The sequence below is a fragment of the Nocardiopsis dassonvillei subsp. dassonvillei DSM 43111 genome (assembly GCF_000092985.1).
Classification (GTDB): domain Bacteria; phylum Actinomycetota; class Actinomycetes; order Streptosporangiales; family Streptosporangiaceae; genus Nocardiopsis; species Nocardiopsis dassonvillei.
Genome location: NC_014210.1, coordinates 2,125,199 through 2,140,053, shown reverse-complemented (window position 1 = coordinate 2,140,053; position 14,855 = coordinate 2,125,199). Strand labels below are relative to the sequence as shown.

Genomic DNA, 14,855 nt, shown 5'->3' with positions numbered 1-14,855 from the left:
GGCCGGACGCACCGGCCCCGAGGAAGGAGACGGCCGTGCTCGAGGGATGCGTCCCCTGGCCGGAGGAGTTCGCCCGACGGTACCGGCGGGAGGGGTACTGGCTCGGCCGGTCCCTGGCCGAACTCTTCGACACCTGGTGCTCCGCGCACCCGGAGCGCACCGCGCTGGTCTGCGGCTCCCGGCGCTGGACCTACCGGGAACTGCACGAGCGGGTCGCCCGCACGGCCGGGGGCCTGCGGCAGCGCGGGCTGGGCGGCGGCGACCGGGTCCTGGTGCAGCTGCCCAACACCGCCGAGTTCGTGACCGCCCTGTGCGCGCTGCTGAGGATCGGCGCCATCCCCGTCCTGGCGCTCACCTCCCACCGCCGCGCCGAGCTGCTGGAGCTGTGCCGGGTCTCGGAGGCGGTCGCCCACCTCGTCCCGGACCGGCACCGCGGCCACGACCACCGGGAGGAGGCCGCGCGGGTACGGGCGGACGCCGGGGGCGGCCTGGACGTCATCGTCGACGGGGACCCGGGCGCCTTCACCCGCCTGGCCGACGTGACCGGCCCGCCGGCTCCGGCGGCCGCGACCGACCCGGGGGAGGTCGCCCTCTTCCTGCTCTCGGGCGGCACCACCGGCCGGTCCAAGCTCATCCCGCGGACCCACGACGACTACGCCTACAACGTCCGCATCACCTCCGACAACGCCGGACTCACCCCCGACGACGTCTACCTGTGCGTCCTGCCCGCCTCGCACAACTACGCCCTCGGCTGCCCCGGGGTGCTCGGCGCCCTCTCCCGCGGCGCCACGGTCGTGCTCAGCGACAGCGCGGACGCCGAGGACGCCTTCGCCCTGGTCGAGGAGGAGGGCGTGACCGTCACCGCCCTGGTGCCCTCCCTGGCCGCGCTGTGGACGGAGGCCGCGGACCTCACCCACCGCGACCTCTCCACCCTGCGGCTGGTCCAGGTCGGCGGCAGCAGGGCCTCGGCCGACGACGTCGCCGAGACCGAACTCGCCCTGGGGTGCCGCGTCCAGCAGTCCTTCGGCATGGGCGAGGGCATCCTCAGCCAGTCCGGTCCCGACGACTCCTTCGGCATGCGCACCACCACGCAGGGCCGCCCCCTGTCACCGGCCGACGAGGTGCGCGTGGTGGACGAGGACGACCGCCCCCTGCCCGCGTGCACCACCGGACGCCTCCAGGTCCGCGGCCCCTACACGATCCGGGGCTACTACCGGGCCGAGGAGGCCAACGCCGCCGCCTTCACCCCGGACGGCTTCCTGCGCACCGGAGACCTGGCCCGCCTGACCAGCTACGGCCACCTGGTCGTGGAGGGCAGGACCAAGGACGTCATCAACCGGGCGGGCGACAAGATCGCCGCGGCCGAGGTCGAGGACGCCCTCACGGCCCTTCCGTCCGTCCGCTCCTGCGCGGTCGTGTCCGTGCCCGACCCCCTCCTGGGCGAGGCCTCCTGCGCCTTCCTCGTCTGCTCGGGGCCGCCGCCCTCCTCCGAGGAGGTCTCCCGGCACCTGCGCTCGCTGGGGCTGGCCGCCTTCAAGGTCCCCGACCGGATCGAGAACGTGGCGGAGCTCCCGCTGACCAGGGTCGGCAAGGTGGACAAGGAATGGCTGCGCCGCGGCCTGGAGGAAGCCGCGGACCGGGGGACCCGGTGAGCGCCGGGGTGGCGGACCCGGCCTTCCCCGCCGGAACCGACCCCGGCCTCCTGGACCGTGTGCGCCGCTCCCTCGCGCTGGCCCCCGCCCTGGTCACCGGGGAGGAGGTCCGCGACCTCGGCGAACGCTACGCCCGCGCCGCACGCGGCGACGCGGTCGTCCTCCAGGCCGGGGAGTGCGCCGAGCGCTTCGCCGAGGCCACGCCGTCGCGCACGGCGCAGCGGTTGGCCCAGCTGCGCGACCTCGCCGCCCTCCTGGGCCGCCGCGGCGGCGCCGAGGTCGTCACCGTCGGACGCATCGCGGGCCAGTACGCCAAACCCCGCTCCTCCCCCTGGGAGGAGACGGCGGACGGCACCGTGCTGCCCAGCTACCGGGGCGACGCCGTCAACGACGACGCCCCCGACCCGCGGGCCCGCGCCGCCGACCCGCTCCGGATGCTGCGCGCCCTCCACCACTCCCGGCAGGTGCTGGAGGCGGTGCGCGCGGCCGGGGAGCCCCGGGTGTTCACCTCACACGAGGCCCTGCTCCTGGACTACGAGGAACCCCTGGTCCGCGGACGCCACTCCTGCTCCGCGCACACCCTCTGGATCGGCGACCGCACCCGCGACCCGGCCGGTCCGCACGTGGCCTTCGCCGCACGCCTGGCCAACCCCGTCGGGGTCAAGCTCGGCCCCGGCGCCACCCCCGAGGACGCGGTCCGGCTCAGCCGCGCGCTCAACCCCGAGGGCGTCCCCGGCCACCTGTCCTTCATCGTGCGCCTGGGCGCGTCGCGGGTGCGTCGGCACCTGCCGGACCTGGTGTCCGAGACGCTGCGGCGGGGCGCGCCCGTCCTGTGGCTGTGCGACCCGCTGCACGCCAACACCCAGCGCTGGGCGGACGGCCGCAAGCTGCGCCTGGTCGAGAACGTCCTGTCGGAGATCGAGGACTTCGTCCGCGTGCTGCGCTCGCACCGGGTCCCCCGGCGGGGCTGCACCTGGAGATCACCCCCGACGACGTGCTGGAGTGCGCGGAGCTGTCCGACCTGCGCGCGCGGGGATCCCGGCGGTACCGCTCGGCGTGCGACCCCCGGCTCAACCCCCGCCAGGCCCTGCGGGCGGTAGCCGGGTTCGGGGACCTGCTGCGAGGCTAGGGCGGCGGGCGTCCGTGCCCGGGAGGTCGACGAATCCCGACCGGCTCGGGCGGTCGGGCGTCATTCCACCGGATTCTCCGCCGGCACGGTGGCCCCGTCCGCCAGGCGCGCGCGGGCCCGGTGGTGCCGCTTCTCCACGGGCCGGATCCCGGTGGCCCCCGGCAGCCCCATGGGAGGGGTCCCGACGTACATGCTCTCGGCCCGCTCGACGACGAAGGTCTCGTGCCAGATCCCGATCGCGTCGGGGTTCTTCCTCACCATGGCGTTGAACTCCGTCCACGCCGGCCGGTGGCTCAACGACCGGTCGGAGGCGTAGTCGTAGAGCTTGTCGACCGAGGACCAGTACTGCACGATGTACGGCCCGCGGTGGTTGAACAGCATGTCGTAGCCGAGCATGCCGGAGTCCGGGTCCTCGGAGAGCTCGCGCAGCATCCGCCGCATGGCGGACTCGACGGTGAACCAGAGGTCCGGCCGCCACCAGTGGTTGAACGTCGCACCGATGTGGAACACCACCAGCTCCCCCGCGTACTGGTGCGTGACCCGTCCCGGGACAACCTTGGCCATTGCCGCTCCCTCTACTAGATAGTGACACTATCGAATAGTAGATAGCGCTACTCTCCAAAGCAAGGGGGTGCCACGATGCTCATGGCGGAACTGTCGGCGAAGTCCGGTGTGCCCGTGACGACGGTCAAGTACTACCTGCGAGAGGGCCTGCTGCCGGAGGGAGTGCGAACGTCGGCGACCCGGGCGACCTACGGGGACATCCACCTCCACCGCCTCAGGGTCGTTCGCGCGCTGATCGACGCCGGAGTGAGCGTGGCCGGAGCACGGAAGGTCATCGCCACCCTGGACGACCCGCCGGAGAACGTGTCCGATCTGATCGGTGCCGCACACGCCGCGGCCCTACCCCGGAGCGAGGGCGGGATCGACCTCGCCGACGCCGAGCGGCTGGCCGAACGGCTCGGATGGCAGCCGGGGATGTGTGAGCGTGAGTGCCTGGAGGACGTCGCGAGGTCCCTCGACGCCCTGCGCCGGGCCGGGTTCGAGATCTCCCCGAACGTCATGACCGCGTACCTCAGGGCCGTGGAGACCATCGCGGCAGCCGAGGTCTCCGACATTCCGGTCGACGATCCCGAAGAGGCGGTTCGGTACGTGGTGCTGGGCACGGCGCTGGCCGAACCCCTCCTTCTCGCCCTCCGCCGCATGGCCGAACAGATCACCGCGGTCCGGCGTTTCCCCCCGAAAGACCAGCACGGCAACGGCTGACGCGGGCAGGAAACCGGACGGATCAGCGAACGGCCGCTCCACACACCGTTTTCCCACAGCGGTGTGGAATTCCGCCGACCAACGGAATCCGCGGGTCGCCCGCGGGTCGCCGGGAACGGTTCCCGACGACCCGGGCTCAGGGTGCCGTCCGACGTCGGAGCACCGTTCAGAACTTCTTCCAGACCGTCACGTGCGCGTTGAAGTAGTCGTACTCCCGGGGGTTCTGGCGCAGCACGGCGGGCTCGTCCCCCTCGTGCACCAGGGAGAATCCGGCCTTCAGCCTCTCCTTGAGGTGGTCCTCGCTGGACATCGAGCCGTCGGGGGACCCGAACCACTTCTCCGGCTTGCTGAACTCCGGATACCAGGACCAGGGGCAGGCGACCGCGAGCAGGCCGCCGCTGTTCAACGGGCCGCCCTCGGTGAGGAACTGGTCCAGGCAGCCGCCGGGGTCCGGCACCCGGTCCAGGACGTTGGACAGGACCACCACGTCAAAGGAGCCCAGGCCGTCCAGGTCGCAGGCGTCGCCGACCTGGAAACCCACCTCGCAGCGCTCCGATTCGTCCCGGACCCGGAAGGTGACCTCCTGGCTGAACGGGCCCTGTTGGATGACGCCGAAGGTCCCCCCGCCATGCAGGGTCAACGAGGAGGCCACATCGATCGAGCGTGCGCTCACGTCGAGTCCGAGCACCTGTTCCTCGACCCAGCCGCTCAACGCGTGGGAGACCCCTCCCACGCTGCATCCGACGTCCAGGGCTCGAAGGACCCTCGTCTCCGTCCGCGAAGCGGCGAGCTGGAGCACCCGCGACAGGCGCTGCGGATACCCGTGCGCCATGGCCAGGGGATGGTCGCGCTCCCCGAAGACGTCCTCCAGGGACCCGTAGTGCATCAGCAGGTACTTCGAGATGTCCCGAGAAGCCTCGTAGACGTCTTCGAGTGAATCGTCAAGAAGTAGCTCGTCACCCTTGACCAGGGTCGGCAGAGTTTTCAAATCCCACTCCCCATTGTCCATGGAAAATACAGTGAAATGCACAGCCGTTCGCACATGAGCAGGAGAGAAACGGCATTCCGAGAACGCTTCTCCCGGAGGAGGATCGCCCTTTCCCTATCGGCGCTTCTTCAGCAGGCTGGGCTGCTCGGGCCCGGATTCGTCCAGCAGGGGAAGCAACCCCGCCACCGTGGGAGCTTCGAAGAGTGCACGCACTCCCGCGCGCACGCCCAGAACCGAGCGGACCCGACCCATCAACCGGGTCGCGGACAGCGAATGCCCGCCCAGAGCGAAGAAGTCATCATCGATCCCGACCCGCTCCACACCGAGCACCTGGGCGAACAGCCCGCACAGGACCTCCTCACGCGGATTGCGCGGAGCGCGGCCCTGGCCCGAGGCCACTTCGGGTGCGGGCAGTGCGGTTCGGTCGACCTTGCCGTTGACCGTCAACGGCAACGACTCCAGCCCGACCACGGCCCAGGGCACCATGTACTCCGGCACCACCCGACCCAGATCACCACGCACCCGCTCAGGGTCCACCTCACACCCCGGTTCGGGCACCACATAGGCCACCAGACGCTTGTCGCCGTCCGCGCTCCGATGCACCGAAGCCACCGCGTCAGCCACCCCGTCCAGAGCCGTGGTGGCGGCCTCGATCTCACCCAACTCGATACGAAAACCCCGCACCTTGACCTGGTCGTCGGAACGGCCCACGAACACCAGCTCGCCCCGACTGGTCCAGCGGACCAGGTCCCCGGTGCGATACATCCGCTCACCAGCAGCGAAAGGACAGGCCACGAACCGTGAAGCGGTCAGGGAGGGCTGGTTGACATACCCCCGGGCCAGACCCGCACCAGAGATGTAGAGCTCACCCACCACCCCGGCCGGAACCAGGGACAACCCCTCGTCCACAACGAACACCGACGTGTTGTCCAGCCCCGACCCCAACGGGACCACCTCACCCGGACGCACCCCACCCCGCCAGGGCACCTGCGTGGCGCACAACGTCACCTCGGTCGGACCATAGGTCGTCCGCACCACCATCTCCGGAAAAGCCTCCACCACCCGACCCACACCGGAAGCCGAAACCACATCACCCCCGGTAGTGACCTCCACCAACCCCGCCAAGGACTCCACCGACTCCTCAGCCACCACCCGGAACATGCCCGCGGTCAAACTCAGATGCGTCACCCCGTGCACAGGGATAAGCCGGGAGAGCGCCTCGGCGTCCACCTCACCCGCAGGAGCCACCACCACACGCCCACCCGACAACAACGCGGCCCAGATCTCATAGGTGGACGCGTCAAAAGCATGCGGAGCATGGAACAACACCCTGCTGGCAGCGCCCACACCCCAACAGGTGTCCGTGGCCAGATCCACCACACCCTGATGAGTGACCGCGATCCCCTTCGGAGCCCCCGTGGTCCCCGACGTGAACATCACATACGCCAACTGGTCGGGGAAGGCATGGCCTCTGTCCCCGAGGCCGGAGTCCGCCTCCGACACCTCCGGAACAGGTGCGGTGTGGTCGCAGACCACCAGCTGGGGCCCCTCCCCCTCCCCCCAGGGCCAGGCCCCATCCCGCACGAACCCGGAATCGACCACCACCACCGGCGACCCCGACCCACCCACCAACTCACGCACCCGACCCACCGGCAACCCCGAGTGCAACGGCATATACGCACCACCCGCCTTGAGCACACCCAGAAAAGCCACCAACACATCCACCGACCGGCCCATCACCACCGGCACACACACCTCACGCCCCACACCAGCCGCACGCAACACACCAGCGAAAACATCCGACCGCGCGTCCAACTCCGCATACGACAACCGCTCCGAACCCGACTCGACCGCCACCGCCTGGGACGAGTGCTCCGCCTGGGAGCGGAAGGAGTCCACGATGGTGCCCGGTGTGTGCGCGGTGGTCGGGCCCGTGCCCCAGGCGTGTAGCCGGTCGTGTTCGTCTGTGCCCAGGATGTGCAGGTCGCGGACCGCCACGTCCGGGTCCGCGCACACCTGCTCCACCACCCGCACCAGGCGCTCACCCAAAAGACGGGCGCTGGCCTGGTCGAACAGATCCCGGGAATAGACCACACTCACCCGCAACCCGCCCGCGGCATCCACCCCGAACCCGAAGAACAGATCGAACTTGGCCGCCACCTCAGCGACCTGCACCGACACACCCTCCACCCCGGGAAGCTCCACACCCGAGTACCCGCCGTCCTCCTCCCAGGCCACCGACACCTGGAACAGGGGATGGCGGGCCAGCGACCGTGAGGGACGTAGTGCTTCCACCACCCGCTCGAAGGGAACCTGGGCGTGATCGAAAGCCGCCAGATCCGCCTCCCGCACCCGCCCCAACAACTCGGAGAAGGACGGGTCGCCGCTGAGGTCGGTGCGCAGCACCACGGTGTTGACGAAGAACCCCACCAGGTCCTCCAACGCCGGATCCTCACGCCCCTCCACCACCGTGCCCACCACGATGTCGGTGCCCGCACCCAACCGGCTCAACACCGCGGCCACCGCGGCTTGGGCGATCATGAACACCGTCGCGCCGCTGGCCCGGGCGAGTTCACGCACCCGCCCCAGCGTCCCTTCCGTGGCGGGCACGCTGACCTGTCCTCCCTGGTAGGAGGAAACAGCCGGGCGGGGCCGGTCGGTGGGCAACACCAGCTCCTCCGGAGCCCCGGCCAGGTGCTGACGCCAGAACTCGACCTGTTCCCGGGCCAGATCGGTGGGTTCATCGTCGCTGCCCCACAACTCGTGCTGCCACAGGGCGTAGTCCACGTACTGCACCGGCAGCTCCTCCCACCGGGGAGTCTGACCGCTGCACCGGGTTTGGTAGGCCTGGCCCAGATCCCGGGAGAGCGGCCCCATCGAGGCCCCGTCCCCCGCGATGTGATGCACCACCAACACCAACACCCACTCACCGACATCGGCCACACACCCGGCCCCGGTGTCCGCAGGGGATGCGGCATCCGCGAAGGCTCCGACCGGGTCGCTCCCGTGAACGGCGTCCTCCTCGCCAGACCCATCGGCGCCCGGAACCACGTGCACCAGATGGGCATGGACGGGAATGTCGTGTTCCAGGTCGAACAGATGAGCCGCGTGATCAGCCACCACCGCACCCACCCGACCGGGAGCGCACTCACTCACCCCCAACCCCACCCGGGCCGCGCCCGGTTCCAACACCCGCTGCACCGGCTCACCGTTCACCTCGGCGAACACCGTCCGCAACACCTCATGCCGACCCACCACATCATTGAGCGCCGCACCCAACGCACCCACATCCACCGGCCCCCGCACACGCGTCACCACCGGAATGTTGTACGTGGCCGAAGCACCCTCCAACCGCGACAAAAACCACAACCGACGCTGAGCAAACGACAACGGCACCACACCAGGCCGCCGCCCCACACGCGACAACCCCACCACCCCACCCGAACCCCCCGACCCCTCCAACCGCGGCAACAACCCCGCCACCGTCGGAGCCTCAAACAACACCCGTACTCCCGCGCGCACGCCCAGAACCGAGCGCACCCGCCCCATCAACCGAGTCGCCGACAGCGAATGCCCGCCCAGAGCGAAGAAGTCATCATCGATCCCGACCCGCTCCACACCGAGCACCTGGGCGAACAGCCCGCACAGGACCTCCTCACGCGGATTACGCGGAGCACGGCCCTGGCCCGAGGCCACTTCGGGTGCGGGCAGTGCGGTTCGGTCGACCTTGCCGTTGACCGTCAACGGCAGTGCGTCGAGTGCCATCACGGCCCAGGGCACCATGTACTCCGGCACCACCCGACCCAGATCACCACGCACCCGCTCAGAATCGATCGCCCTGCCCGGTTCGGGGACCACATAGGCCACCAGGCGCTTGTCGCCGTCCGCGCTCTGATGCACCGAAACCACCGCATCGGCTACCCCGTCCAGAGCCGTGGTGGCGGCCTCGATCTCACCGAGTTCGATACGAAAACCCCGCACCTTGACCTGGTCGTCGGAGCGGCCCACGAACACCAACTCGCCCCGCTGGGTCCAGCGGACCAGGTCCCCGGTGCGATACATCCGCTCACCAGCAGCGAAGGGACAGGCCACGAACCGCGAAGCGGTCAAGGAAGGCTGGTTGACATACCCCCGGGCCAGACCCGCACCAGAGATGTAGAGCTCGCCCACCACCCCGGCCGGGACCAGGGACAACCCCTCATCCAGAACGAACAGCCGAGTACCCGCTACCGGACCACCGATAGTCACCGGCTCACCCGGCCGCAGCTCCGTACCACTCGCACAAACCGTCGTTTCTGTCGGACCGTAGGAATTGACCAGCCTGTGGTCACGTGCCCACCGCTGGACGACATGCTCGGTGACCGCTTCGCTCGCGGTCACCACCACCGCGCCCGGAGGCAGACCGTCGTCGGGGAGCGCGGCGAGCATCGAGGGGGTCACCGTCAGATGGGTGATCCGCCCGGCCTCGCCCGTCACTCCCTTGGCGTCCAGTAGGTCTTCCGGCCGACCGACCACCACACAGCCACCGGTGAGCAGCCCCATCGCGATCTCCCACACCGACCCGTCGAACCCGATCGACGCGGTCTGCATGATCCGACTCCCCGGCCCCGCCGACAGGTCGATCGAGTGGCGTTTGACCAGCCGGTCGATTCCGGTGTGGGTGACGGCCACCCCCTTGGGCACACCGGTCGATCCCGAGGTATGGATGACATAGGCGGTGTTGGCCAACCTCAACGCAGACACACGGTCGCGGTCGCTCAAGGGCCCGCACCCATACCCGCTCAGGTCCAACTCCTGGAGGAGGACGGACTCGATCCCCTCGGGCGGCACGTGGGCGGTCCCATCGACCAGCGCCAGGCGGGCCCCGGTCCCGGACACGATGTGCCGCTGACGCGCAGACGGATAATCCGGATCCACGGGCACATACACGCCACCCGCCTTCATCACCGCGAGCAGGCTCACCACCAGCCCCACACCCCGGCCCATCGACACCACCACGGGCACTTCCGGACCCACCCCACGCGCCACCAACCACCGCGCCACACGATTGGACCGCGCGTCCAACTCCGCATACGACAACCGTTGGGACTCACCCTCCAACGCGGGAGCGTGCGGAGTGCGGGCGACCCATTCCTCGAAGAGAGCGGGGAAGGTTCGCGGCTCGATACCCGGCGCGTTGTTGAACTCGGTGAGGATCTGGTGTTTCTCTTCAGGTCCCAGGATGTGCAGGTCGCGGACCGCCACCCCCGGATCGGCGCACACCTGCTCCACCACCCGCACCAGGCGCTCACCCAAAAGACGAGCGCTGGCCCGGTCGAACAGATCCCGGGAATAGACCACACTCACCCGCAACCCACCCGCGGCATCCACCCCGAACCCGAAGAACAGATCGAACTTGGCCGCCACCTCAGCGACCTGCACCGACACACCCTCCACCCCGGGAAGCTCCACACCCGAATACCCGCCGTCCTCCTCCCAGGCCACCGACACCTGGAACAGGGGATGGCGGGCCAGCGACCGTGAGGGACGTAGTGCTTCCACCACCCGCTCGAAGGGAACCTGGGCGTGATCGAAAGCCGCCAGATCCGCCTCCCGCACCCGCCCCAACAACTCCGCGAAAGACGGATCACCGCTCAGGTCGGTGCGCAGCACCACGGTGTTGACGAAGAACCCCACCAGGTCCTCCAACGCCGGATCCTCACGCCCCTCCACCACCGTGCCCACCACGATGTCGGTGCCCGCACCCAACCGGCTCAACACCGCGGCCACCGCGGCTTGGGCGACCATGAACACCGTCGCGCCGCTGGCCCGGGCGAGTTCACGCACCCGCCCCAGCGTCCCTTCCGTGGCGGGCACGCTGACCTGTCCTCCCTGGTAGGAGGAAACAGCCGGGCGGGGCCGGTCAGTGGGCAACACCAGCTCCTCCGGAGCCCCGGCCAGGTGCTGACGCCAGAACCCGACCTGCTCCCGGGCCAGATCGGTGGGTTCATCGTCGCTGCCCCACAACTCGTGCTGCCACAGCGCGTAGTCCACGTACTGCACCGGCAACTCCTCCCACCGAGGAACCTGCCCAGCGCACCGGGCCTGGTAGGCCTGCCCCAGATCCCGGGAGAGCGGCCCCATCGAGGCCCCGTCCCCCGCGATGTGATGCACCACCAACACCAACACCCACTCCTGAACAGGACCTGGCGCGGCCTCCTGGCTAGAACCTGGATCGGCCTTCTGCTCAGCACCCGCCGCGAGCTTCTGTTCAGCACCCGCCTCAGGTAGCACCCGCACCAGGTGCGCATGGACAGGAATGTCGTGTTCCAGGTCGAACAGGTGAGCCGCGTGATCAGCTACGACCGCGCCCACATCCTCAGGAGCGCACTCGCTGACCCCCAGCTCCACCCGCCCCCCGGTGTCGGCATCCAGCACCCGCTGCACCGGCTCACCGTTCACCTCGGCGAACACCGTCCGCAACACCTCATGCCGACCCACCACGTCATTGAGCGCCGCACCCAACGCACCCACATCCACCGGCCCCCGCACACGCGTCACCACCGGAATGTTGTACGTGGCCGAAGCACCCTCCAACCGCGACAAAAACCACAACCGACGCTGAGCAAACGACAACGGCACCACACCAGGCCGCCGCCCCACACGCGACAACCCCACCAGCTCACCCGAACCCCCCGACCCCTCCAACCGGGGCAACAACCCCGCCACCGTGGGAGCTTCGAAGAGTGCCCGTACTCCCGCGCGCACGCCCAGGACCGAGCGCACCCGCCCCATCAACCGGGTCGCCGACAGCGAATGCCCGCCCAGAGCGAAGAAGTCATCATCGATCCCGACCCGCTCCACACCGAGCACCTGGGCGAACAGCCCGCACAGGACCTCCTCACGCGGATTGCGCGGAGCGCGGCCCTGGCCCGAGGCCACTTCGGGTGCGGGCAGTGCGGTTCGGTCGACCTTGCCGTTGACCGTCAACGGCAACGACTCCAGCCCGACCACGGCCCAGGGCACCATGTACTCCGGCACCACCCGACCCAGATCACCACGCACCCGCTCAGGGTCCACCTCACACCCCGGTTCGGGCACCACATAGGCCACCAGACGCTTGTCGCCGTCCGCGCTCCGATGCACCGAAGCCACCGCGTCAGCCACCCCGTCCAGAGCCGTGGTGGCGGCCTCGATCTCACCCAACTCGATACGAAAACCCCGCACCTTGACCTGGTCGTCGGAACGGCCCACGAACACCAGCTCGCCCCGACTGGTCCAGCGGACCAGGTCCCCGGTGCGATACATCCGCTCACCAGCAGCGAAAGGACAGGCCACGAACCGTGAAGCGGTCAGGGAGGGCTGGTTGACATACCCCCGGGCCAGACCCGCACCAGAGATGTAGAGCTCACCCACCACCCCGGCCGGAACCAGGGACAACCCCTCGTCCACAACGAACACCGACGTGTTGTCCAGCCCCGACCCCAACGGGACCACCTCACCCGGACGCACCCCACCCCGCCAGGGCACCTGCGTGGCGCACAACGTCACCTCGGTCGGACCATAGGTCGTCCGCACCACCATCTCCGGAAAAGCCTCCACCACCCGACCCACACCGGAAGCCGAAACCACATCACCCCCGGTAGTGACCTCCACCAACCCCGCCAAGGACTCCACCGACTCCTCAGCCACCACCCGGAACATGCCCGCGGTCAAACTCAGATGCGTCACCCCGTGCACAGGGATAAGCCGGGAGAGCGCCTCGGCGTCCACCTCACCCGCAGGAGCCACCACCACACGCCCACCCGACAACAACGCGGCCCAGATCTCATAGGTGGACGCGTCAAAAGCATGCGGAGCATGGAACAACACCCTGCTGGCAGCGCCCACACCCCAACAGGTGTCCGTGGCCAGATCCACCACACCCTGATGAGTGACCGCGATCCCCTTCGGAGCCCCCGTGGTCCCCGACGTGAACATCACATACGCCAACTGACCAGGCCGCACACCACCGGCGTCCGTGCCCGTCACCGTGGGAGCCGCCAACCCCGTGTGGTCGCAGACCACCGGCTGGGGCCCTTCCCCCTCCCCCCAGGGCCAGGCCCCATCCCGCACGAACCCGGAATCGACCACCACCACCGGCGACCCCGACCCACCCACCAACTCACGCACCCGACCCACCGGCAACCCCGAGTGCAACGGCATATACGCACCACCCGCCTTGAGCACACCCAGAAAAGCCACCAACACATCCACCGACCGGCCCATCACCACCGGCACACACACCTCACGCCCCACACCAGCCGCACGCAACACACCAGCGAAAACATCCGACCGCGCGTCCAACTCCGCATACGACAACCGCTCCGAACCCGACTCGACCGCCACCGCCTGAGGGGAACGCTCCGCCTGGGAGCGGAAGGAGTCCACGATGGTGCCCGGTGTGTGCGCGGTGGTCGGGCCCGTGCCCCAGGCGCGCAACCGGGCCCCCTCCCCCGGGACCAGGACCTCAAGCGCGCCGACCGCCGATCCGGGATCGGCGCACACCTGCTCCACCACCCGCAGCAAACGCTCGCCCATCAGCCGCACCGTGCCCTCGTCGAAGGAATCGGTCCGGAAGTTCAGGTCGAACCCGAACGCGGGTCCGGTCCGGTAGGCGAGGACCAGCGGGTAGTGGGAAGCGTTCGTCACCTCCGGCCGCGTGATGCGCAACCCGTCGACCGCGTCGCCCCGGAACGCCCCCGCGTACTGTTCGGACGTCACCATCACGTTGAACAGCTCACCGGAGATCCCGGCCGCTTCCTGGGCGGCGAAGAGCCCGAGGTCCTCGTGGCCGAGCAGCCGCAGGTGCCTGCGGTGCAGCGCCCCGAGCAGCTCACCGAACGCGGTGGCGTCGGTGAGGTCCACCCGCACCGGCATCGTCGTCACGAACTGCCCCGCCATGCCCTCCACACCGTCGAAGCGGGGGTCGCGTCCATGGCTGGTGGCGCCGAAGACCACCTGCGACCTCCCCATGAGCCTGGCCAGCAGAACGGACAGCGCCGCGTGGACGAACGTACTGACCGTCACCCGGTGCTCGGCGCACAGGGACTCGACGGCGACCGACACCTTCGCGTCGACCTCGAACCTCACCTGCCCGGAGTCGGAGGCCGCGGGCCCGTCCTCTCCCCCCGGAAGGTCCAGGTGCGTGGGTCCCTCGACCCCGCTGAGTTCCTCACGCCACAGCCGGGTGCTCTCCTCCCTCCCCTGCGCGGAGAACCACCGCGCGTAGTCGGAGAAGCGGGCCGCCGGTGACAGCGAGGGCGCGTCCGGGCCCTCCTGGTAGAGGGTGAACAGGTCGTCGAGGAGCACGTCGGTGGACCATCCGTCGACGACGATGTGGTGCTGGTTCAGGACCAGGCGCCAGGCGTCTCCCCCCGGGGTGGAGAAGAGCAGGAAGCGGACCAGCGGTGCCTGCTCCAGGTCGAACGCGACTCGGCGGTCCTTCTCGACGATCTCCCGGCACTCCCCGTCGAAGTCCTCCCCCTCCACCACGTGTTCGGCCCACGCGACCGGGGCGGTCTCCCTGACGGCCTGGACGGTCTCCCCGTCGCGCCTCTGGTGGAAGCTCGTGCGCAGGGCGGCGTGCCGGTCCACGAGCCGCTGGGCCGCGCGGCGCAGCCGCTCCGCGTCCAGGCGCCCGTCCATGTCGACGGCCACCTGCTGCGTGTACTGCGACCGGTCGGCCTCGTCGTAGAGGGAGTGGAAGAGGATCCCCTGCTGCGCCGGGAGGAGCGCGACGATGTCTTCGACGGCGGGCTTGGCCATGGGTACCAACCTCAGGGTGGGGGTGGGATGGGGG

At 69.7% G+C, this 14,855-nt stretch carries 6 protein-coding genes and 1 pseudogene; 4 read left to right on the top strand and 3 right to left on the bottom strand.

Annotated features, from left to right (window positions below; all coding sequences use genetic code 11):
- Window positions 1–35 precede the first annotated feature (35 nt).
- From NDAS_RS08690 to NDAS_RS29650, 3 genes and pseudogenes are all read left to right on the top strand, one after another.
- A complete protein-coding gene (locus tag NDAS_RS08690; RefSeq protein ID WP_013152786.1) occupies window positions 36–1,652 on the top strand; it encodes a (2,3-dihydroxybenzoyl)adenylate synthase in 1,617 nt (538 codons plus the stop codon).
- A pseudogene (locus NDAS_RS08685) lies at window positions 1,604–2,545 on the top strand (3-deoxy-7-phosphoheptulonate synthase); the annotation flags it as partial. The gene NDAS_RS08690 and the pseudogene NDAS_RS08685, both read left to right, overlap by 49 nt.
- Window positions 2,485–2,781, top strand: a complete 297-nt coding sequence (locus NDAS_RS29650; RefSeq protein ID WP_341873980.1) for a 3-deoxy-7-phosphoheptulonate synthase — start codon at window positions 2,485–2,487, stop codon at window positions 2,779–2,781. The pseudogene NDAS_RS08685 and the gene NDAS_RS29650, both read left to right, overlap by 61 nt.
- A 60-nt stretch (window positions 2,782–2,841) precedes the next feature.
- Here the strand turns inward: NDAS_RS29650 and NDAS_RS08680 are convergent, their stop codons facing one another.
- Window positions 2,842–3,345 (bottom strand): DUF4188 domain-containing protein, encoded by a 504-nt coding sequence (locus NDAS_RS08680; RefSeq protein WP_013152784.1) that lies wholly within the window; start codon window positions 3,343–3,345, stop codon window positions 2,842–2,844.
- A gap of 75 nt (window positions 3,346–3,420) precedes the next feature.
- Between NDAS_RS08680 and NDAS_RS08675 the strand changes: the two genes are divergently transcribed.
- The gene (locus NDAS_RS08675; protein WP_013152783.1) at window positions 3,421–4,047 is read left to right on the top strand and encodes a MerR family transcriptional regulator; all 627 of its coding nucleotides are present in this window, start codon (window positions 3,421–3,423) and stop codon (window positions 4,045–4,047) included.
- Window positions 4,048–4,213: 166 nt separating this feature from the next.
- Here NDAS_RS08675 and NDAS_RS08670 read toward each other — a convergent pair whose 3' ends face one another.
- Window positions 4,214–5,035, bottom strand: a complete 822-nt coding sequence (locus tag NDAS_RS08670) for a methyltransferase domain-containing protein (protein ID WP_232051653.1) — start codon at window positions 5,033–5,035, stop codon at window positions 4,214–4,216.
- Between the two features lie 114 nt (window positions 5,036–5,149).
- Window positions 5,150–14,821: a non-ribosomal peptide synthetase gene (locus NDAS_RS08665; RefSeq protein ID WP_013152781.1), complete on the bottom strand. Its 9,672-nt coding sequence runs from the start codon at window positions 14,819–14,821 to the stop codon at window positions 5,150–5,152.
- Between the last annotated feature and the right edge of the window lie 34 nt (window positions 14,822–14,855).